This window comes from Moorena sp. SIO4A5, from assembly GCF_010672005.1.
In the GTDB taxonomy this organism is placed as follows: domain Bacteria; phylum Cyanobacteriota; class Cyanobacteriia; order Cyanobacteriales; family Coleofasciculaceae; genus Moorena.
In genome coordinates this window covers 16751-38056 of sequence record NZ_JAAHHZ010000057.1, presented here as the reverse complement: position 1 = coordinate 38056, position 21306 = coordinate 16751, and the positions used below count along the sequence as shown (strand labels likewise).

The window sequence follows — 21306 nt, the reverse complement described above, 5'->3', positions numbered from 1 at the left end:
GCTGTGATCGGTAAATGCGATCGCATCTAGCTGTGATCGGTAAATGCGATCGCATCTAGCTGTGATCAGTAAATGCGATCGCATCTAGCTGTGATCAGTAAATGCGATCGCATCTAGCTGTGATCAGTAAATGCGATCGCATCTAGCTGTGATCAGTAAATGCGATCGCATCTAGCTTTGATCAGTAAATGCGATCGCATCTAGCTGTGATCAGTAAAAGCGAACGCGCCCCGCGTGACAAGCAGGTCAATCGCGTAGCGGCTCTTTTGGAGCATCGCGTAGCGTGACAAGCAAGTCAATCGCACTTACTATTCCCTGTTCCCAGATCCGCTGTTCCCAGATCCGCTGTTCCCTCTCCATCAAAAAATTGTTACAAAAATTTTCAAAATATGTTATAATTATGCAATTTTTATGCTATTCTAGAAAAAGGAACACTCAAAAGGAGATAAGTGAAGAGCCAGCCCACAGATGTTAGAGCGTCACGGGCTGGCTCTGGGTCTCCCACTCAAAAGGAGGTAATTTTATTATGTCGTACAGTCAACGCCTATACCCATGGGCAATCGTTCGCTTGTTACCACAGATGCAACGAGTCGTTGTCGCTCGTTTCCGTAACCGATCCAATGCGGAGGGTCATATGACAGCTCTTAAACGGCTGATGCCCGAGGCTGAATTTGTGATTATTTTTGATGTTCCTAATCCTATTGGTGAAGAAGAATCTTCAGAATGAAGAATGTAGAATTGAGAATGTAGAATTGAGAATGTAGAATTAAGAATGGATAATTACCAATTCGCGCATTTTAAATTATTAATTCTTAAATCAAAAAGGTTGTTCGCCTTTGGTGTTAGGTGAAGGGGAGGTTGTTTGTAAGAATGGAGAATGGTGAAGGCAGAATGGTGAATTCTTCATTCTAAATTCTTCATTCTAAATTCTTCATTCTAAATTCAAAAATACTGATCCACCTCGTTAAGACCGGGAGGAACCTGGTTTGCCTGACGAATTTCACGACTTCCAACCCCAACTACTGCGAGAAACCTGCCAACCTCCCAACTATCCCAGGGAGGAGATGTTCATTGCTACAAACCTGAATGTATATTACAACAGTCGTCATTACTTATGGCATAAGCGACCAGATTGGTTTCTGGTATTAGATGTAACTCCTGCTGAAAAACAAGAAGACCTGCGCTGGAATTATGTGGTTTGGCAGGAAGGAAGAGCGCCATTTTTGGTAGTGGAACTCCTATCACCAGGTACCGAAGCTGAAGATTTAGGACAAACCCTAAGGTCTGCCAACAAGCCACCAAGCAAATGGCAAGCCTATGAACAATACATGCGCATTCCTTACTATGTAGTCTTTGACCGTTATGAAAACCAGTTGCGAGTGTTTCAATTAATGCCCACCCAGTATCAGGAAGTAGAACTTTCTGAACCTAAATTTTGGATTCCAGAACTGGAATTAGGGTTAGGAGTCTGGCTTGGGAAATATCAAGAAACACAAGGGTTGTGGCTGCGTTGGTATGATGGAGTTGGTAATTGGATTGAGACTTCAGCAGAACGGGCAGAACAAGAACGCCAACGGGCAGAACAGGAACGCCAACGGGCAAAACAAGAACGCCAACGGGCAGAACGATTGGCAGAAAAATTGCGTACCCTTGGCATCAATCCCGATGATTTATAGCGCTACGCGCAAGTCAGAAGTGAGAAGTCAGAAGTCAAAAGTAAGCTAGGAGTAGGTTTCGGAGTTTAGAAGCGATGCAGCGCGGTCTTGGGAAGGCAGCGCGGTCTTGGGGGTCCCCCCCATGAGCGACTGCCGTGGTTTCCCCCACTCGCGCTTTGCATGGCTGACAATGTCAAACATCTTAATGGGTAGTGCTATATAGGAGTAGTCTATGGGAACATCAAAATCCCCACCGATGGTAATTCCACATGATGTGCTGGCAGTTTTGCAGGTATTGTCGCCAAAGCAACGTCAATTAGTGTTTGACTTTGCTGAGTTCTTGCTCCAAAAGCAAAGAAAATCCGAAATCGAAAAATCGGCTGATAGTCCGCCAATACCTGGATAAGTTGATGCTTCTGAATAGGAAACCATTGAGCTAGAATCAAAACAATGGGTTTATAATGCTGAGTCGGTTATGAGTGTTGTAATTTCTGATGAGTTGTTGCAAGCTGCTAAACTATCGGCAGCCGATTTGAAGCTTGAGATTGCCATTATGCTATATAAACAGAAAAGAATTAGTATTGGTAAAGCCCGTGAGCTAGCTGGGATGCACCTAATTGAGTTTCAACAAGCACTCTCTAATCGGAGCATTTGTATCAATTATGACCGTGAAGATTTTCAACAAGACATTCAAACATTGAAGGAATTGGGCGATATATGATCGTGGTTAGTAACACATCACCCATTACTAATTTATCAGCGATTCAAAAAATTGATATACTGCGGCAGCTCTATGGAGTGTTGATAATTCCTCAAGCGGTTTACAATGAGATGGTAGATCTACCATACGAGGTTCCAGGGTCGGAAGAAGTGCAAACTCTATCCTGGATTCAGACTCGACAAGCTACGAATCGTAGCTTGGTTGCAGAACTTAGGCTTGAAATTGATGCAGGAGAATCTGAAGCGATCGCTTTAGCAATTGAACTCAACGCCAATCGATTACTGATTGATGATTATCAGGCAAGAGTAATTGCATCTCGGTTTGGATGAAAATTTACAGGTATTCTGGGATTGCTTTTAGCTGCCAAGAAACAGGGATTGATTACAGCAGTGAAACCGATTGTCGATGATCTAATCAATCAAGCCGGATTTAGAGTGAGCGATCGCTTGTATAGAGAGATTGTGCAGATGGCTGATGAAGTGCTCGAAGAATAGCTGCTTAATTAAAAAAGTCGGCTCTTATAGAGTAGTTATGATAAATTAATAGCTATAATTTTTTCATAGTACCGACTCCCGATTCCCGACTCCCGATTCCCGATTCCCTAATGCCATCAACCCAGAATATGGAAGAATTAACCTTATTACGTCAACTCATTGAAGAAAGAAACTATCATAAAGCCTTAGAAATTGTTGATGAACTAGAAGAAATGTCAAGGGAGGATAAACTAAATAAAATTTATAGCTATGCAGTCATATTACTATTACATTTAATCAAGCAAGAGGTAGAAAAACGCACTACCCGCTCTTGGGAATTTTCGATTTATAATGCCAGCAAAAACATTAAACGAGTGAACAAACGGCGAAAATCAGGGGGATATTATGCCAATCAAGAGGAATTATTAGAAATTTTAACCGATGCCTTTGAGACAGCCCTAAAAAAAGCAGCATTAGAAGCCTTAGAAGGCAGATATACAGATAGTGAACTCAAAGAAAAGATTGACGAAGACCAAATTAAAGAGAAAGCTTTAGGTTTAATTTGTTAACAAGAGGGAGTAGGGAGTAGGGAGCAGGGAGCAGGGAGTGTGGGGAGATGGGGAGATGGGGAGATGGGGAGATGGGGAGTCAGATTAGTTTTCCCTCTTGCCTCTTGCCTCTTGCCTCTTGCCTCTTGCCTGTTCCCTATTCCCTGTTCCCTATTCCCTACTCCCTATTCCCTCTCACCACTGCCATCAAAAACTCCGCCAAGGTTACCCCATCGACCCCCAACTCACTCCGCTCCTGAGCCGCTAAAATGCCAGCTTGGGCATGCCACCAGGCTGCCGTTGCCACTATTGCCTCCAAAGGATGCTCAGACAGGAGTGGCTGAGCCATCAAACCTCCCACTAGTCCAGTGAGCACATCCCCACTCCCCCCTCGGGCTAGAGCTGGTGTACTTTCAGGAATCAGCCACACCGAGCCCATAGGATTTGCGATCGCACTCCTGGCTCCTTTTAACAACACCACAGACCGACTCAGTTGGGATGCCTTCCGCACCGCCTGGACTCGATCCGGTAACAGTTCTGCGGAATCAGGAAATAAACGTCGGAACTCTCCAACATGAGGCGTTAACACGGTCTGGCCTAGACGCTTCAACAAAGTGGGAATAGTGATCAGTTCCGCCAGGATATTTAAACTATCCGCATCCAAAACCATTGGGCATTGGGCAGCTAAAACCCCTTGCACTATATCCTTAGCATCCTTTGTTAAACCAGGACCACATGCGATCGCATTATAAGTCTGATTTGAAGCCTGATAGCTACCAGAGGGTTGGTGTAACTTCTCTAAGACTAACTCAGGCAAAAATGCAATAGCACCCGCCGTCGTTTCTGGGCAACCAATTACCACTGCTTCTGGCAAGTGACTCACCACTAGCAATTTGATAGACTCCGGTACTGCCATTGAAAGCATCCCCACCCCACTAGCACGAGCCCCTAATCCCGCCAAAATTGCTGCCCCTGAATACTGTCTAGAGCCACAAATCAGCAACAGATGACCCTGTTGGTACTTATGAGTTACCTTAGGGCGAGGTAAGGGTAAAAAATGTTTCGCAACAGTTTTTGTCACTCTGAGCAAATCTGGTGGTTCACCTAAAATTGACCAAATATCCTTGAGGGGAATACCAAAATCAATTAACTCAGCTTCACCAATATAATCCAACCCTTGGTCTTGGAGAAACCCCAACTTCCACAACCCTAAGCACAATGTCCGGGTAGCCCGAACCGCGATGCCCAAAACTTCCCCAGTATCAGTATGTAATCCCGAAGGTAAATCAATACTCACCACCGGTTGTGACCATTGATTCAACAGCTCAACCGCCTCAGCGATACTACCAGAAAGCGATTGGCCGTAGGCCACGCTTCGCGATCGCGTCAGTCCAAATCCGAACAAACCATCAATAATCAGGTCACACTCATACAGCGGTTCAATCTCGTCATAAAAAGGAATCCCCAAGCTAAGCGCATACCGAGCATGGTAGTCAGTCAATTCCTTCAGTTTCGACAAAGGACGGTAAATGTGGATTTCATATCCCTGTAAATGAAGTTCACGAGCAACAACTAACCCATCACCCCCATTATGACCAGGACCAACTAACACACCCACTCGCCTATTCTCAGCACAGGGATAAAGGGTTTGAATAGAGCGAGTAATCAATCCTGCCACCTTTTCCATCAACGCTGCTACAGGCATCCCCGCCTCAAAGATGCGCCCTTCAATCTGACGCATCTGCTCAGCAGTTACCACCACTTGCTCAATTACTTCTCGCCGATTCTCAGACTCCATCAGTAGAATTTAGAATGTAGAATGTAGAATTTAGAATTATTGAATGTAGAATTTAGAATTATTGAATGTAGAATTTAGAATTTAGAATTCTGCCTTTTGCCTTCTTAATTCTGCCTTTTGCCTTTTGCCTTTTGCCTTTTGCCTTTTGCCTTCTTAATTCTTAATTCTTAATTCTTAATTCTTAATTCTTCATTCTTCATTCTGCCCCTACCGACCAAAATACACCCGTGCATCCCAACCAGCAGAGCGCAAACGATTACTCCAACGTTCTGCATCACCCCGCTTTTTAAACGGACCAACAGCAACATGTTTACCTCTTGGGGCATCTCGTTGGCTGACTAAATCCTGGGCAATCCCAATTTTAACCAATTCCGTGACCATCTCTGGTAACCTCTGAGCATTTCCAGGAATAGCCACAAAATAGCTCCTACCCCTGGATTCTCCTGAATCCCCTGGATTAGAACCAGAAGTGACAGCACCACGGTTCGCCAAATCTAATCCTGTTTCTGGATACACCAAACGGGAGCCATAGGTGATTGAGCCATCAGATGAGAAAGTTGCTATGTTGCTCAGATTTGTAGCACCATTATCAAATACTTGTTGTGCAATTGTTGTGATGCGGGCTGGAATTCCCAAAGCTTCCAAAGCCTGGAGACGAGACTGAGCATTGTAGCGATCCATAAATGTACCTGCTTGAATCACCCCCTCTCCCTCGCGCACAAACGCTTGTGCTTCAATTGCTTGTACTTGGGATAACAACCAATCACTATCGCCCACCACATCAACCCGATAGAGATTAGCGATGGGTATTGATCTATTAGTTCTTGATGGATTAGTTATTGATCTATTAGTGTCGTTGACGTTTAACTCAGGTGGTAATGGTGTATTTGGTGTATTGCTTGGCCGATTGGGTGAGGCGGTTGGCAAAATTAAAGGGGAAGTGTTAACCGATGGTAGAGAAGATGGCGTCATAGTTGGTAGAGGCTCCCCAAAAAATCTCGGTTCTGGTGAAGTTTGGGCAGTAGCTGGGGTAAGATCCACCATCAATGTTTGCCCAGTCAGTAGTAACAGTAGCCAACCACTTACCTTAAGCAGTGTTTTAGGATTCCTGAATCGGTTAGACACTCTGATCATAATCGGTCTTGGGCTCTAGTAATATGAATAGGTTATATCAATTTCAATGTACCCGTCAACCCTCAACAAATGAAGAAAATCCTGTCAAAATGGGTAATCTTACCGCTGATAATTTTCTGTATTATAGCCTGTGGCAGCAGTAACCTAGATGGAGTAACCACCGTCACTCTCGGTGGTTGGCAAAGCAGCCCTACTGAAAAACAATTACTAGAGCAGGTACTAAAGGAATTTGAAGCTAAACATCCCAAGGTAAAGGTTAAGCTTGAAGTCATCACTGGTCAGTACATGGATGTAATCAAAACCCGATTAATTGGTGATGCAGCTCCAGATGTCTTTTATTTAGATGCCTATGAAGCCCCATTACTAATGAGTCATGATGTTTTGGAGCCTTTGGATGACTACATTAAGCGCACTGATAATTTTGATGTAGCTGACTTTGAACCCTCTCTGTTTAAAGCATTCCAATATAATGGAATAATCTACGGATTGCCTAAAGATTTTTCCACCCTTGCCCTTTTTTACAATAAGCAATTATTCAAACAAGCTAATTTAACTCAACCACCCCAAACTTGGGAAGAATTACGGGATTATTCCCAAAAACTAACCTTTGATAAGAATCGCGATGGTAGGAATGAACGCTATGGTTTGGGAATTAATCAGGAACTGGCTCGTCTCTATTTTTTAATTAAAGCCTTTGGAGCTAACTTAGTTGACAAAAACGGCTACGCTACCTTTGCCACTCCTGAAAGTTTTAAAAGTCTTAAAACTGTCATTGACCTATACCGAAACTACCAGTATGCTGCCTTACCCTCAGACGTTGGGGCTAGTTCTGGTAGCGAAATGTTTGGTCAAGGTAAAACCGCAATGGTAATGGAAGGTAGCTGGGCTATTCCTTATCTCAAAGATACATTTCCTAAAATTAAATTTGCCACTGCTGAAGTTCCCTCCTTAGGTAGTAAAAAAGGAACAATGGCTTATACCGTTGCTTATGTGATGAATAAACAAGCTAAACATAAAGAAGCAGCTTGGGAACTCATTTCCTATCTTACCGGCAAAGAAGGAATGAAAGCTTGGGGAAAAGCCGGACTAGTACTACCTTCTCGGGTCTCTGTGTTATCGGAACTAGGCTATAAAAAAGATCCCCTCTATGCTCCTTTTATTAAAGGAGCCGCCTATGCAACCATTTGGCAGGCTGGGGAAACCTTGCCAACCATTCAAACCCATTTCGATAATCAATTTCTGAGTACCTTACTGGGTGATCAATCCTTAGAAAGTGCTATGAAGAAAGCCCAAGAAGCAGCTAATGAAGAAATTCGAGCAGGTGATTATTAACTAAGTTTTAGGGAGTCGGGAGTCGGGAGGGTGGGGCGGGGGCGCGGGAGGTGTGGGGAGATGGGGAGATGGGGAGATGGGGAGATGGGGAGATGGGGAGATGGGGAGATGGGGAGATGGGGAGTTAAATCAGCAATTAGTGTAGTAATTTTTATCTCTGTTTCTTCCTATTTACCATTCGCTGTTCCCTATTCGCTGTTCCCTGTTCCCGATTCCCGATTCCCGATTCCCGATTCCCGATTCCCTGTTCCCTATTCCCTATTCCCTATTCCCTATTCCCTATTTCCTAACTTAAAATAAATCCTCAGTGCCCCATCCTGGTCCTTTCTGTGCGGCTCTGATCACAAATGCCGCTATTTTCTCGATTTCCTCCTGTGGTATCCAACTCTCTTCGACTTCGCGGCACGAGAAGCTTTCCTCGGTACCATCATAGGTCATCGGTTGCCTCATAAAAGCAATGAAACCATTGAGATTATCCCGAGGTGGTGTTGCCTTAGCTAGCCTCTCCAGAGATAGAGACACAGTGGGATCAATGAGATTAGCTCCTCCCACATGACACCTCTGGCAATTTTCGGAAAATAAGTTTTGACCAACAGACAAGTCTTCGCCGTCAAACTGCTTAGTCTCTCCCTTGACATCTACAGCAATCGCTACAGGTTCTGCTACGTCTAGGTAGCGCCTGACGTAGTCGTTAACTGGAACCTGGGCTGGTGAACTAACCGTGCATGTCTCTAGGAAGAACACCAGAACAACTAGCAGCAAATAACGGATTGATACGAATAGACCTCTTGCCAAACTAGTTTTTTGATACTTTTCCCGTGAATTGTTGTCCACTGTTCCCAACTTCTCAAAGAAGTCTAATAATCTACGGAGCATTGAGTATTTAAAGTGATATGTACTGATTGAGCAACAGGGCAGCGGCTTCTTCTATTAGCGAATCAGGTCTAGTTAAAGAAGCTAGGGTTATTGATTTTGGTTAACCCCTAACTCCTAACCCCTAACCCCTAACTGCCAAAAGAAGAAGCCTCTGCCCTTGCTGCTTAAATAAGCATAAAGCCTTTCGCTTCGTGCTTTCTAACCTCTGTACAAACAACAATTAGTTACAGACTTTACCACAACCCCACGTATCAGGTCTCTGGTTGATCTCATAGAGAATATAACCAGCCATATTACGGAGGTCATCTTGGGAGACGTTCCTCATATAGACAAAAAGATCAGCACTCTTAGTGCTTGGATGAAATTCATAAATCTCTGTTTCCCCGTCGTAGGTGGTAGGATTGTTCATATAGTCTATGATACCATCCAGGTTATCACGGGGTGGTGTTGCCAATTCTAAGTCCTCAGCACCAAGAGTAACGTTAGGGTCAGTTTTAGTGTAACCCCCTTTGTGACATTGAGAACATACAGTGTTAAACAGGCGTAAGCCTTTAACAATCTCTTTGTTACTCATCACCACCGTGTCACCTGCTTCATTGGAAGGTACGGTGCGGAGCTCTTTAGACAGGTCAAGGGCTGCTGAACTGCCCACTGCAATTTGAAAGGCAAAGAATAGGGTTGCCGTGATCAGCAAGATAAATCGCTTCATTTTTGATTCTCCTCTAAACTAAAAATGTGGCTCATATGGGATTAGTTTTTCAAAACAGCATTAACTGATTCCCTGCACATTCTCTCGCTGAGGGGGATCTGAGTCAACCAATCACGGCTATCGAACTCAGGTATTACCGATTACCAATTAGCCATTACCCTTTGTTTGAGACAAAATCTTTAATATAACAGCCTTGGCATCTTCTAGAGGCAGATGGGTGTCTTGATTTTTGTAAGCAATGCCCAACTGCTGGCATAGATCGAATACCTCTTCTACCCGAAGGTCATACTCGGCAGCAATTTCCACAATTGATAGGTCTGCAAAGCCCATAATAATTAAACCTGATAATAACTAAGGAACAGGGGTAAGAGTGTGGGGAGAGGGGGGAGTCTGGGAAGTGTGGGAGGTTTGGGGGAAAAAGGCAAGAGGCAAGAGGAACCAACCCCTAACCCCTCCCAGGAGGGGAAGGCAAGAGGAACCCACCCCTAACCCCTCCCAGGAGGGGAAGGCAATAGGCATGCTAGCAATAGAGAAGATGATGAAACCAAAGGATTATTTCGTGGTGTTATCAGAAAGCAGCATTCGGTTTTGTAATCTATCGGGAGCACCTTGTCAGCCCCGTAGAAACCAAGCCAGTCGCTTCCCATCTCCCCATCTCCCCATCTCCCCATCTCCCCACACTTCCCCTCCTGGGAGGGGTTAGGGGTGGGTCCCACACTTCCCACCCTCCCCACACTCCCTAATCCCTACTCCCTACTCCCTACTCCCTGCTCCCTAATCCCTACTGCTTTTGGCAGGGAAACCGCTACCGGTATAGTAGCCTGGGGTTGATGGAGGCGAATCAGCTGGGCTAGGGTTTTTTTCAACTGGGTGCGAGGTACAATGGCATCAACGAAGCCGTGGTCTAGCAGATATTCAGAGGTCTGGAAATTATCCGGTAGCTTTTCTCTGAGGGTCTGCTCAATCACTCGTCGTCCAGCAAATCCAATTAATGCCTTCGGTTCCGCTATGATAATATCCCCTAACATGGCAAAACTGGCAGTCACCCCACCGGTGGTAGGATGAGTAAGAACTGGAATGTAGAGTAGTCTGGCTTGACGATGGCGTTCCAAGGCACCAGAGATTTTGGCCATTTGCATCAGGCTTAACATCCCTTCCTGCATTCTGGCTCCACCAGATGCACAAACAATTACAACCGGTAGCTGTCGCTTGGTTGCTTCTTCTATCAAACGAGTCAGTTTTTCCCCAACTACCGAACCCATACTACCGCCCATGAACCGGAAGTCCATTACTCCCAAAGCAATGGGCAAATTCTCTAGTTGACCGGTGCCAGTTTGTACGGCATCTGTGAGCTTAGTTTTTTCTTGGCTGTCTCGCAAACGATCACTATAGGATTTGCGATCGCAAAACTTCAGGGGATCCGTCGGATGTAGGTGTTCATCCAGTGATATCCAGGTCTGATGGTCAATCAGCTGGCGGATCCGCTCGTCACTAGGGACTCGCATGTGATGGCCACATTCACTGCAAACCATTTGATTAGCTTGCAGGTCTCTGGCGTAGGATAGAACTCCGCAAGCTTCACACTTTTTCCATAGCCCATCAGCAATCTCCCGTTCTTGAGGTTGTTTAGGGGTTGGTTCAATTTTTCGTCTATTTGCAAACCAATCGAATAGAGACATAAAAATTATTAAGTTAACGTACTATCTAAATTTTTTTAGCTATAGTCTGATTTTTATGATTGTCCTGCCTGCTCTTCTTCTGGGGAACTCAACAAGAGTAAGGCTGTCCATTGATCTGGTGAGCGAACTTGTAAAGCCGCAGGACTACCTGCACCTAAATAAGACATGATCCCAATATCAATAATCCGACTTGGAATATCATGAGCGGCTAGCACCTGCTGCATCAGCTCGGCTTCCCAGCGAAGATTGGTAGTTCTGATTGTTATCCAAGACACAGGCTAATATAGCAAAGGGAACAGGGAACAGCGGATCTGGGAACTTCGGATCAATAATTATCAGAATTCCTACACGGATTGCTATACCAATAGGATTCCAAAGATTTTTCAGAGCCGTTCAATTTCATCTATCTATATAGCATTTATCAAGTGGGTGAGGGACTTTCGTCTTAGGTTTTAGGGAGTCAGGAGTCGGGAGTGGCGTTGATTAAAATTTAATTTACCTCATATAATTTACCTCATAATAATTATAAGTAACGCTATATAGTTCTATTTATATTTGTAGGTTATGCTTTATAATTGATAGTTAGTTATAGTTAAGATTAAGATAGTCAATTAACTGTTATAGGTTTACTGTTATAGGTTTACTGTTATAGGTTTACTGTTATATAGTGTTTCTCATAGCAATGAGGTACAAAGGATTTTTTCCCACTTCCGTTCCCCCCTTATTAAGGGGGGTTAGGGGGGATCCCTTTTCTGACTTCCCTACTCCCTACTCCCTACTCCCTAAAACCTAAAACCTAGATGGAGCATTCTTCAACCGATAATGTTTAGCTAAATGGGAAAAATAGTTCTAGGTAAGTGGACACTATTAATTTACCCCAAAGTAGGGTCAATCCTGCTCCCAAGGCTAGAAAAGGACCAAATGGCATTGGCTGTTTGCGATTCATCCAACCCAGGGCAATGGCTGCGCCACCAGCAAACGCCCCTACACCACAAGCGATGAAACTAGCCAAGAGCAAATACTTCCACCCTAACCAAGCTCCCATCATCGCCGCTAGTTTAGCATCTCCTCCCCCCATAGCAGATTGACCAAAGGCAATCGAACCCCCAAAGGCAATCAGGTCAAACAACCAAATCCCTAAGACTGCACCTACCACCCCAGTCATTAATTGAGGAATTATTGCTATGGGTTGAGACCCCTGCAAAAAACCAGTAGTTCCTTGAAATACTAAACCAGCCACTAATCCAGACTGAGTTAGGGCATTCGGTAGGGTCATAGTATCGATATCAATCAGAGCCAGAGTCAACAACCAGCTCAAAAACGCCCAATACCCTAGGGTTTGCCAACCCCAACCATACATCCAGAAAACTAGTAAAAACAGTAAACCGGTTATGGCCTCTACTAGGGGATAGCGGCTGGAAATCTTGGTATTACAGTGACGGCAACGTCCTTTTAAGCACAGCCAGCCCATTACTGGAACATTCTCTCGCTTTCCCAGCTTATGTAGACAATGGGGACAGCGGGAGGGGGGCCAAAGGATGGATAAACCAGCAGGTAGTCTGTAAACGACTACATTGAGAAAACTGCCAATAGATGCACCGATAGCGAAAACTATTGCGAAAGCTATTAACGTTGTCAAGGCAGCGGATACTCCCACCATATCCTGTGTCACTTCCTAATTGCTATTGCTCTATACCATAGAAGTAAGACCAATGACCGATTTCCTTAATATTTATTAATAAAAGTCTCCTTCTAGTTGACTCAAAGGCACAAAGCATTCAGTTGGTAGAAGGATAGGTCTCTGACTAAAGATTAACTTTCCTCTGAGGGTATATCTGTCAATGGCTACACCAGATGGCTGTTCATCTTGGTATGGATGAACTTCGTAGTAAACCCGGTAGATATGCTTAGCTGCTCTCAAAACCGTAGGGTCTATCAGCTTCGGTAGCTCAATCCGAGTTTGGTAGTTTTCTTGTCTTTGCTGTGATGTATACACCACACTTTTTACCCTATTATTTCAGTTTGACTTTAATGCAATCACGCCCTCACGGCAAGGGGGTATTTCGACAAGAGGGCACTGATTAACCAGGTGAAACCAAGAGATTTTCCTGAGTTATTATAAGTAACCGCAGGTTTACACGATAAAATCAATTGATAATATCAAGGGATAACATCAAGATTGCTCTAAGCACTCAATTAGGGAATCTCCCATAGCACGACAACCTAAGAGATTCATGCCTTCTGAGATGATATCTCCTGTGCGATCGCCTTTATCTAAAACCTTGACAACTGCTTGTTCAATGCAATCTGCTGCTTCCGGCTGGTCTAAGCCATAACGTAACATCATCGCAGCACTGAGTACCATAGCTAGGGGATTCGCTTTATCTTGACCTGCAATATCTGGAGCCGAGCCATGAACCGGTTCAAAGACTCCAGGGTTAGATTCGCTTAAACTAGCAGAGGGTAACATGCCAATACTACCGGTAAGCATAGCAGCAGCATCGGATAAAATATCCCCAAACATATTACCGGTAACAATGGTATCAAATTGTTTCGGAGCTCTGACCAATTGCATAGCAGCATTATCCACGTATAGGTGAGACAGTTCCACATCCGGATATTCCGCTGCTAGGGTTGTAATGCGATCGCGCCACAACTGGGAGACATCCAACACATTAGCTTTATCCACTGAACAAAGTTTACCACCGCGTTTTTTAGCCGTTTCAAACCCTACTCTAGCAATGCGGTCAATTTCGGCTTCGGTGTAAGCCATAGTATTGACTCCCCGTTTCTCGCCAGTTTCCTGAGAAAAAATCCCTTTAGGTTGTCCAAAGTAGATGCCACCAGTGAGTTCTCTAACCACCATAATATCCACCCCTTCAACCACGTTTCGTTTCAAGGTCGAGGCATCAATCAGTTGGGGGAATATTGTCGCTGGTCGTAGATTAGCAAACAACCCTAACCCTGCTCTTAATCCCAACAATCCCGTTTCTGGTCGTTGGTGGCGCGGCAGATTATCCCACTTGTAACCCCCAATGGCAGCGAGTAAAACGGCATCACTATTGCGACATAGTTCTAGCGTATCAGTAGGTAGGGGTTCATTAGTAGCATCAATAGCTACGCCACCGATTAGGGCTTCAGTAAATTTAAAATTAATATCGAATCGCTTGCCAACAAAGTTCAACACATCTACAGCTACTGCCATGATTTCTGGGCCAATCCCGTCACCAGGTAGCAGGGTAATGCGGTAGGAATAAGTCATAGTTAGTTTGGTCGATGCTCAAGTATGAGGTGTCGTGGGTATAAGTTATAGCGTTCGATACTATAGCATCTGGCCGGTATCTCAGGGTAATTTTTTGTTCAGCAGAGCTGGCAAGGGATAGGTTAAGGGATGTCACCGATGTAACTGATAGACTCAGACCTCGCAACAAGGTAACAGTCCGGAACGAATCCCTAAGCTAGCGATAACTGATAAAAATCAATAATTAAAATAATTCTACCCAAGCTCAACCGCCCTAGGTCAACCCATAGATCAACAAGAAAGCGCTAGGCTGGAGAAAAAACCAACATCAGGTGCGACCCGTAGCGAATTTAATTCTTAATGGGTTAAGCGAAACTATGAATTTCCCTTTGTGGTGCGACCCCGCCCTTTTTGAAAGCGCTAGGTAACGCCCACCAAGAGGAGGCTTTGGTCTTGTCCTTTATTGGCTTAGAAAGACCTTAGTCTTAGGCAAATTAAACAACTAAAACCAGACTCTGATGGTAAAAGAACTGGCTATTGATATCCGTGGACTAACGAAGCAATTCGACCGCCATGTGGCTGTGCATGAGGTAGATTTGCAAGTGGAAAGCGGCGAAGTTTACGGCTTAATTGGACCGAATGGTGCTGGGAAAACCACCCTGATCCGGATGTTAGCTGCAGCGGAAGAACCGACTACTGGTGAGATTTACATCAATGGTCAGCGTTTGCTAAGAGATCAAAGCAATCCTAGGCTAAAACAGCGTTTAGGCTATCTACCTGATGATTTTCCCCTCTATGAAGATTTGACGGTTTGGGACTACCTAGACTACTTCGCACGTCTATATAAATTAAGAGGCTCAAAACGCCGACAACGCTTATACGATGTTCTGGAACTGATTGAATTAACCAACAAGCGTAATAGTTTGATTTCTACCCTATCCCGGGGGATGAAACAGCGCCTTAGCCTGGCTCGAACTATTATTCATGAACCGATTTTACTGCTGCTGGATGAGCCAGTCTCTGGTCTTGACCCGATTGCTATAATGAAGTTTCGGGAAATTATTAAGGTTCTCCAAGAAGCGGGGATGACGATTCTGATTTCTTCCCATGTCCTGAGTGATTTAGCCCAATTGTGTAGCTCAGTAGGCATCATGGAATTAGGGTATTTGGTAGAAAGCGCACCCCTAGATGAGTTTTACCAGCGTCTTAGTCGCCAGCAAATTCTGTTGTCAAGCCTAGGTCAGCTGGATGTACTTAAAGGGGAATTGAAAAATAATCCCCTTGTAGAAGACTGGGAGATATTACCAGAACCAGGTCGGATGCGGATTCATTTTTCAGGAGGTCAAGAGGATTGTGCACAGCTATTGCGATCGCTGGTTAATGCTGGGATTCCTTTGACAGAATTCCAGTGCTCTCAAGAAGACTTAGAAACAATTTTCCTCAAATTAGGTCATCAGCAAGCATCATAGCTCGATCATAGCTGCATCATAACTAGGCGAGTAAAAGGAGACTAATAGCGATATGGCACTTAATAATTTAGTTAACCAACTTGGGGAATTGAATCCCCAGGTGTTTCGAGAACTCAAAGGGAGTTTCAAACAGCGCAATGTCCTGATTACAGTGGCAATATCCTTGGTTGGTCAGTTGGTGATGCTGATCGGTTTTGCAAGTCAGCTACCAGTAGTTGATGGTGACCGTACCATTTATAACCGATATTGCACTGGTGTCAACTACGATTACCAGCGTCCTTGCCTACCAGATGGCTTGGGAGGTTTTGAGATTAACTGGCCTCTGTGGTGGCAAGATGTATTTGTCTGGCTGAGTATTATCGCGGTTTTCAGCTTGTTGGTGGTTGGCACCTATATGCTAATCAGTGACCTCTCCAAAGAAGAAAGTCGTGGCACCTTGAACTTTCTGCGGCTGACACCTCAGTCAAGCCGGAGCATCCTAGGTGGCAAACTACTGGGGGTACCAGCATTGCTTTATCTAGCAGTTGCTTTTGCCCTACCATTGCATTTTTGGGCAGCTATTGCTGGTAAAACCCATTTGCTTGAGCTTTTAGGATTTTACACTGTTCTCGGTACCAGTTGCCTATTTTGCTATAGTATGGCGCTATTATTTGGCTTAGTTAGCAGATCTCTAGGAGGTTTCCAAGCTTGGTTAGGTTCTGGTGCTGTACTCATCTTTTTGTGGATCACGACTATGGTGATTCATGACAGTGGTGTCAGCCATTACTCAGCCGACTGGCTAACGTTGTTTAATCCCACCATGGTCTTACCGTACCTGATTGATTCTAATTCCTTTGATGCAAGTAGGATTTCTACTTATCACCGTAGTTTCCAAGATTTGCGCTGGTTTGGTATCCATATCGGTGCCAGTTTCTGGACTATGGCTGGTTTTATTGTCCTCAACTACGGTGTTGGGACCTACTGGTTTGGGCAAGGGCTAAATCGTTGCTTCCATAACCCTAAAGCTACCTTGATTAACAAGCAACAGAGTTACTGGCTGACCGCTAGCTTTCAAGCGGTGATTTTAGGATTTGCCCTCAACCCTCAATACAAGAACTGGCGTGGTTATACCCATGGTTTGGAAGAGAATTCACAGATGCTGCTGGTGTTCAACTTGGTGTTGTTTTTAGCTCTGATTGCTGCCTTGAGTCACCATCAACAAACCTTACAAGATTGGGCTCGTTACCGACATCAGGATCGGACTTTCCGCAAAAAAGGAGGGCTGATAGCTGACTTAATCTGGGGTGACAAAAGTCCTGCTGTGGTGGCAGTGGCAATAAATTGTGCGATCGCATCTGCGATGTTGCTGCCCTGGATCCTACTTTGGCCTGCCAATGAGTACAAGATACCTGCCCTGTTCGCACTCTTGCTCAATAGCAGTATTATCATGATCTACGCCACAGTTGCTCAGTTAATGCTGTTGATGAAAGCAAAGAAGCGAGCCGCTGGTGCAGTGATCACAGTAGGAGGATTGATTCTCTTACCCCCCATCCTTTTCTCGATTGGGTCGATGCATCCCTATGAGACTCCTGGTTTATGGCTATTTTCTGCATTTCATTGGACTAGTTTGGAGCATGCTACTGCAACTAGTGTTTTCTTGGCCATCATTGGTCAGTCCCTAGCCCTAACGTTATTGAACGTACAGCTAGGAAGACAATTGCGACAAGCAGGAGAATCAACCACCAAAGCCTTGCTTTCTGGAAAAACCCAATTACCCGTCACTGCTGATTAATTTTTTTAGTCTACCTAAGGGTTGTTTCGACCCTTAGGTCGCGCGTCGAGCAACTTTCCTACCCTAATCAAGGACTGGATTATAAAAGGGTTTTTTATCCTAATTATCGCGAAACATTTAAACATAAAATCTAGCTTGGAGTGTTTAGCATTATCCCAATGCTTCGCTCCTATTTTTTTATAATTTAATTTTTTATAATTTAATTAGCGCTAAAATCGACAACAACCAATGGTAAATCTTAAAGTTGAAGCTCAGCTCTCCTACGAGCAGTTACTGAGAGCTGTTGAACAACTCAGTTTATCTGAACTGGAGAAAGTTGGAGCATACATCATATCCCTCCAGGCACAACGGAAAGCCCCCAGTCTTTCTTCAGATCAGGCTAGGTTGCTAATAACTATTAATCAAGGTGTACCACCAGAAATTCAAAACCGTTACGATGAACTGATTGAAAAACGAAGAATGGAGATGCTGACACCTGGTCAGTATAGGGAACTTTTGGCTTTAAGTGATCAAGTGGAAACCATCGAAGCTAAACGTGTCGAAGCCATGGCAGAATTAGCTCGTTTGCGCCAAATATCCTTAAGCACCCTGATGGCAGATTTGGATATTCATTTCCCTGGCAATGTCTGATAAATCAACGATATTCTGGTTTTATTATACTCAACAAATATTTAAATAATGCAATAAACAAGAGGCAATTTTAAATAACTGTTGGTTTGAGTTGTGTTTTTTAGTGTTTAAACTATCATATTTAACTTATTTTATATTGAAATATATTACCAGAAAAAAAATAAAATTAATTTCAATTGTATTTAACTCCTAAAATAGTATTACTATTCCCTATTCCCTATTCCCTATTCCCTATTCCCTATTCCCTATTCCCTATTCCCTATTCCCTATTCCCTATTCCCTATTCCCTATTCCCTATTCCCTATTCCCTATTCCCTATTCCCTATTCCCTCAAATATAAATTTGAAACTTGATGCCAGTTGGAATTATTTAGCACTAAAAAAAAATAATACCATAAATTATAAATTTTTCCTAAAGCATAACTACTTATAGTTAACCCTCGTATATAGTAAAAAGTTGATTTATTTATCTTAGGCTTCTAGCTGATAAATAGACCCAGAGTGCTCAAAGGAAAAATCCTGCCAAGTTGTCTGGACAGTTCCATATATTAAGAGTAAACTGAAATACAAAACCCGTACTGTAGTAAAATTAACAGTTATTCTAAAATTCTGCTCAGCTATTATCAGCAATCTAACACCCTTAACAGCATAGGTGTTCTTGACCTTGGCGAATTTAATTGGCCACAGGTCGCACCTAAGGAACCGATCTACCACTAGAGGTGATAAGCGTGCAATCCCAAGTAATCTCAACAACCCCAGCCTCATCAACTACCCCCACTCGCCGCACAGGAGCATTTGCTCTAATCGATAGTCTCCACCGTCACGGTGTGACCCATATCTTCGGCTATCCCGGTGGTGCAATTCTACCTATATATGACGAACTATACCACTGGGAAGATGCTGGTAAAATACAGCACATCCTAGTCCGACACGAGCAAGGAGCATCCCACGCTGCTGATGGTTATGCCCGTGCTACTGGCAAAGTCGGTGTCTGTTTTGCTACATCTGGTCCGGGAGCCACTAACCTAGTTACCGGTATAGCTACTGCTCACATGGACTCAATTCCCCTAATTTGTGTAACCGGTCAAGTCGCCCGTGCTGCTATTGGTTCTGATGCCTTCCAGGAAACCGATATCTTTGGGATTACCTTGCCGGTTGTAAAACACTCTTATGTGGTGCGTAACCCTGCTGATATGGCGCAGATTGTTGCCGAAGCCTTCCATATCGCTAGCACCGGACGTCCTGGGCCAGTCCTGATTGACGTACCCAAAGACGTGGGTTTAGAGGAATGTGACTATGTACCGGTGGAAGCTAATCAACTCAAGTTGGTGGGCTATCGTCCAACACTAAAGGGCAATCCCCGCCAAATTAACCAAGCCCTAAATTTAATTCGGCAAGCACGACGACCCCTGCTTTACGTTGGTGGCGGAACCATTGCTGCTGGTGCCCATGATGAACTGCGCCAACTGGCAGAAATCTTCCAAATTCCGGTAACTACCACGTTGATGGGCAAGGGAGCATTTGACGAATCCCATCCCCTATCGCTAAAAATGCTGGGGATGCATGGCACTGCCTATGCTAACTTTGCTGTTAGTGAGTGTGACTTACTGATTGCTGTAGGAGCGCGATTTGATGACCGGGTGACCGGGAAACTGGATCAGTTTGCCTCTCACGCTCAAGTCATTCACATCGACATTGATCCGGCTGAGGTTGGGAAAAACCGCTATCCCCAAGTGCCAATAGTAGGGGATGTGCGCCGGGTTTTGCAAGATATGTTGCGCCGTTACCAGGAAATGAATATCTCAGCAGAACCTAATCAAACCCAGGAGTGGCTAGCACGGATTAACCGTTGGCGTCAGGAATATCCCTTGCAGGTGCCTGAATACCCCGATAGTCTATCTCCCCAAGAAGTGATTGTAGAGGTAGGGCGTCAATCACCTAAAGCTTACTACACCACGGATGTCGGTCAACATCAAATGTGGGCAGCGCAATTTCTTAATAATGGACCGCGCCAGTGGATTTCCAGTGGGGGATTGGGCACTATGGGCTATGGAATGCCAGCAGCCATGGGAGTCCAGGTAGCATTCCGAGATCAGCAAGTGATTTGTATTGCCGGTGATGCCAGTATTCAGATGAATATCCAGGAACTGGGTACCCTCGCCCAATATGGCATCAATGTTAAGACCGTGATTATTAACAACGGTTGGCAGGGAATGGTACGCCAGTGGCAACAAGCGTTCTATGGGCAGCGTTATTCCTCGTCAAATATGGAAGTCGGGATGCCGGATTTTGTGCAACTGGCTCAGGCTTACGGGGTTAAGGGCATGATAGTTACCAGTCGGGATGAACTACAGGATGCGATCGCACAAATGCTAGCCTACGATGGTCCTGTGTTGTTAGATGTTCATGTAACCAAAGACGAGAATTGTTACCCAATGGTAGCCCCTGGTAAGAGTAATGCCCAAATGATTGGTTTACCAGAAAAACCAATACTCAAGAATGCTACGGAGCTAATCTATTGCAGTAACTGTGGTGCCAAGAATGTAGCAAGTAACAATTTTTGTCCTGAGTGCGGCACCAAGCTTTAATATTGTGTACCTAAGGATTTGACATTGCTGATTAATGGCATGATTTAGGGTAATGGGTAATAGATAATAGTAATGGATAATTGGTAATTCACTATTTGCTAACTACCCAAGTCTAATTCATATCATTCCTTAGTTCAGCAAAGCTTATCATTGCTCCTTTAAACTTACTTACTTCGCTCACCAGCGGAGTATTTTTTTTGGTAAGTATCGTCAGTTTAATAGTACTTATTCCTCAGCTATCAGCTAATGCGCTACAGATGGTGCTACTTGAGGTGCTATCAGCTATCAGCTTCTGGAATGGCTAATAGCTAATTTTTAATTACCTGCCAGATTGATAATCCTTGAGGGTAATCATACATAAGTTATACATTAGTATACGTTATCCCATACATTAGTCTCCGATAATCATAACATAAGCCACCTAGAGGAGCTAGTCAGTAATCAAGATTCTAGTGATATAGCAGAAGTCAGAAGTCAGAAGTCAGAAGTCAGAAGTCAAACTCTTGCGCTTACTTAGGTTTGAGACTTTTGTCATGTCCGCGCCTGCCCTGGCGACTGCTATAACTGTTAATAGTGAATCCTATTGACTACCCAAGAATCTGCTACTCGTTTGAAAATGCTGTGTGTGCGCCTCTACATTATTGGTGATTTTGGATTGGCACAACAAGCACTAATCAACCATG

27 protein-coding genes are annotated in these 21306 nt (G+C 44.2%); 16 read left to right on the top strand and 11 right to left on the bottom strand.

Translation table 11 applies throughout. The features are described from left to right. Positions 1–526: 526 nt before the first annotated feature. The 8 genes from F6K57_RS18635 to F6K57_RS18600 all read left to right on the top strand — a co-directional run bounded on the left by F6K57_RS18635 (position 527) and on the right by F6K57_RS18600 (position 3657). Positions 527–727, top strand: coding sequence for a hypothetical protein (locus F6K57_RS18635; RefSeq protein WP_293025389.1), 201 nt, complete (start codon positions 527–529; stop codon positions 725–727). Positions 728–986: 259 nt separating this feature from the next. After that, positions 987–1676 (top strand): Uma2 family endonuclease, encoded by a 690-nt coding sequence (locus F6K57_RS18630; protein WP_293025390.1) that lies wholly within the window; start codon positions 987–989, stop codon positions 1674–1676. 211 nt (positions 1677–1887) lie between these two features. Next, positions 1888–2061 (top strand): hypothetical protein, encoded by a 174-nt coding sequence (locus F6K57_RS18625; protein ID WP_293042980.1) that lies wholly within the window; start codon positions 1888–1890, stop codon positions 2059–2061. A 69-nt stretch (positions 2062–2130) separates the two neighbouring features. Then, positions 2131–2376, top strand: a complete 246-nt coding sequence (locus F6K57_RS18620) for a UPF0175 family protein (protein ID WP_070396993.1) — start codon at positions 2131–2133, stop codon at positions 2374–2376. Next, positions 2373–2705 (top strand): DUF3368 domain-containing protein, encoded by a 333-nt coding sequence (locus tag F6K57_RS18615; RefSeq protein WP_293069832.1) that lies wholly within the window; start codon positions 2373–2375, stop codon positions 2703–2705. Before F6K57_RS18620 ends, F6K57_RS18615 begins: the two co-directional genes overlap by 4 nt. Positions 2706–2717: 12 nt before the next feature. Further along, positions 2718–2870 (top strand): DUF3368 domain-containing protein, encoded by a 153-nt coding sequence (locus F6K57_RS18610; protein ID WP_364303473.1) that lies wholly within the window; start codon positions 2718–2720, stop codon positions 2868–2870. Positions 2871–2998: 128 nt separating this feature from the next. Beyond that, complete coding sequence (locus F6K57_RS18605; RefSeq protein ID WP_293043013.1) at positions 2999–3418, top strand: DUF29 family protein; 420 nt, start codon at positions 2999–3001, stop codon at positions 3416–3418. A gap of 47 nt (positions 3419–3465) precedes the next feature. Then, complete coding sequence (locus F6K57_RS18600) at positions 3466–3657, top strand: hypothetical protein (protein WP_293069830.1); 192 nt, start codon at positions 3466–3468, stop codon at positions 3655–3657. Here the strand turns inward: F6K57_RS18600 and F6K57_RS18595 are convergent. After that, positions 3576–5195, bottom strand: a complete 1620-nt coding sequence (locus F6K57_RS18595; protein WP_293069828.1) for an NAD(P)H-hydrate dehydratase — start codon at positions 5193–5195, stop codon at positions 3576–3578. The genes F6K57_RS18600 and F6K57_RS18595 overlap by 82 nt on opposite strands. Before the next feature lie 207 nt (positions 5196–5402). Beyond that, the gene (locus tag F6K57_RS18590; protein ID WP_293069826.1) at positions 5403–5972 is read right to left on the bottom strand and encodes a hypothetical protein; all 570 of its coding nucleotides are present in this window, start codon (positions 5970–5972) and stop codon (positions 5403–5405) included. Positions 5973–5997: 25 nt separating this feature from the next. Between F6K57_RS18590 and F6K57_RS18585 the strand changes: the two genes are divergently transcribed. From F6K57_RS18585 to F6K57_RS18575, 3 genes are read left to right on the top strand one after another with little or no spacing between them, the layout of a single operon-like run. After that, positions 5998–6348: a hypothetical protein gene (locus F6K57_RS18585; protein ID WP_293069824.1), complete on the top strand. Its 351-nt coding sequence runs from the start codon at positions 5998–6000 to the stop codon at positions 6346–6348. Positions 6349–6398: 50 nt separating this feature from the next. Further along, positions 6399–7661: an ABC transporter substrate-binding protein gene (locus F6K57_RS18580; RefSeq protein WP_293069822.1), complete on the top strand. Its 1263-nt coding sequence runs from the start codon at positions 6399–6401 to the stop codon at positions 7659–7661. A 60-nt stretch (positions 7662–7721) separates the two neighbouring features. After that, a complete protein-coding gene (locus tag F6K57_RS18575; RefSeq protein ID WP_293069820.1) occupies positions 7722–7961 on the top strand; it encodes a hypothetical protein in 240 nt (79 codons plus the stop codon). On the opposite strand, the gene psbV2 is transcribed toward F6K57_RS18575, so the two are convergent. From psbV2 to leuB, 9 genes are all read right to left on the bottom strand, one after another. Continuing rightward, on the bottom strand, positions 7953–8537 hold the full coding sequence (gene psbV2 / locus F6K57_RS18570) for a photosystem II cytochrome PsbV2 (protein ID WP_293025397.1): 585 nt from the start codon (positions 8535–8537) through the stop codon (positions 7953–7955). The genes F6K57_RS18575 and psbV2 overlap by 9 nt on opposite strands. 220 nt (positions 8538–8757) lie before the next feature. Next, positions 8758–9246, bottom strand: a complete 489-nt coding sequence (psbV, locus tag F6K57_RS18565) for a photosystem II cytochrome c-550 (protein ID WP_293025398.1) — start codon at positions 9244–9246, stop codon at positions 8758–8760. A 147-nt stretch (positions 9247–9393) separates the two neighbouring features. Beyond that, on the bottom strand, positions 9394–9576 hold the full coding sequence (locus tag F6K57_RS18560; RefSeq protein ID WP_070395846.1) for a translation initiation factor IF-2: 183 nt from the start codon (positions 9574–9576) through the stop codon (positions 9394–9396). 155 nt (positions 9577–9731) lie between these two features. Beyond that, a complete protein-coding gene (locus F6K57_RS18555; protein ID WP_293069818.1) occupies positions 9732–9980 on the bottom strand; it encodes a hypothetical protein in 249 nt (82 codons plus the stop codon). A gap of 12 nt (positions 9981–9992) precedes the next feature. Then, complete coding sequence (accD, locus tag F6K57_RS18550) at positions 9993–10925, bottom strand: acetyl-CoA carboxylase, carboxyltransferase subunit beta (RefSeq protein ID WP_293025400.1); 933 nt, start codon at positions 10923–10925, stop codon at positions 9993–9995. Between the two features lie 53 nt (positions 10926–10978). Next, positions 10979–11200, bottom strand: coding sequence for a hypothetical protein (locus F6K57_RS18545; protein WP_293025401.1), 222 nt, complete (start codon positions 11198–11200; stop codon positions 10979–10981). A gap of 551 nt (positions 11201–11751) precedes the next feature. After that, positions 11752–12585: an A24 family peptidase gene (locus F6K57_RS18540; protein ID WP_293069847.1), complete on the bottom strand. Its 834-nt coding sequence runs from the start codon at positions 12583–12585 to the stop codon at positions 11752–11754. Positions 12586–12660: 75 nt separating this feature from the next. Then, complete coding sequence (locus F6K57_RS18535; protein WP_364303462.1) at positions 12661–12924, bottom strand: hypothetical protein; 264 nt, start codon at positions 12922–12924, stop codon at positions 12661–12663. Between the two features lie 174 nt (positions 12925–13098). Next, positions 13099–14187 (bottom strand): 3-isopropylmalate dehydrogenase, encoded by a 1089-nt coding sequence (gene leuB / locus F6K57_RS18530; protein ID WP_293019303.1) that lies wholly within the window; start codon positions 14185–14187, stop codon positions 13099–13101. Positions 14188–14684: 497 nt separating this feature from the next. Between leuB and F6K57_RS18525 the strand changes: the two genes are divergently transcribed. The 5 genes from F6K57_RS18525 (at position 14685) to ilvB (ending at position 20623) form a co-directional block, all read left to right on the top strand. Then, complete coding sequence (locus tag F6K57_RS18525; protein ID WP_293069815.1) at positions 14685–15635, top strand: ABC transporter ATP-binding protein; 951 nt, start codon at positions 14685–14687, stop codon at positions 15633–15635. 52 nt (positions 15636–15687) lie between these two features. Next, positions 15688–17406, top strand: a complete 1719-nt coding sequence (locus F6K57_RS18520; protein WP_293069813.1) for an ABC transporter permease subunit — start codon at positions 15688–15690, stop codon at positions 17404–17406. A gap of 228 nt (positions 17407–17634) precedes the next feature. Further along, entirely contained in the window at positions 17635–18036 is a 402-nt protein-coding gene (locus F6K57_RS18515) for an STAS/SEC14 domain-containing protein (RefSeq protein ID WP_293019301.1), read from the top strand. Between the two features lie 176 nt (positions 18037–18212). Further along, the gene (locus F6K57_RS18510; RefSeq protein WP_293069811.1) at positions 18213–18389 is read left to right on the top strand and encodes a hypothetical protein; all 177 of its coding nucleotides are present in this window, start codon (positions 18213–18215) and stop codon (positions 18387–18389) included. 374 nt (positions 18390–18763) lie between these two features. Beyond that, complete coding sequence (gene ilvB, locus F6K57_RS18505; RefSeq protein ID WP_293069809.1) at positions 18764–20623, top strand: biosynthetic-type acetolactate synthase large subunit; 1860 nt, start codon at positions 18764–18766, stop codon at positions 20621–20623. Positions 20624–21306: the final 683 nt, after the last annotated feature.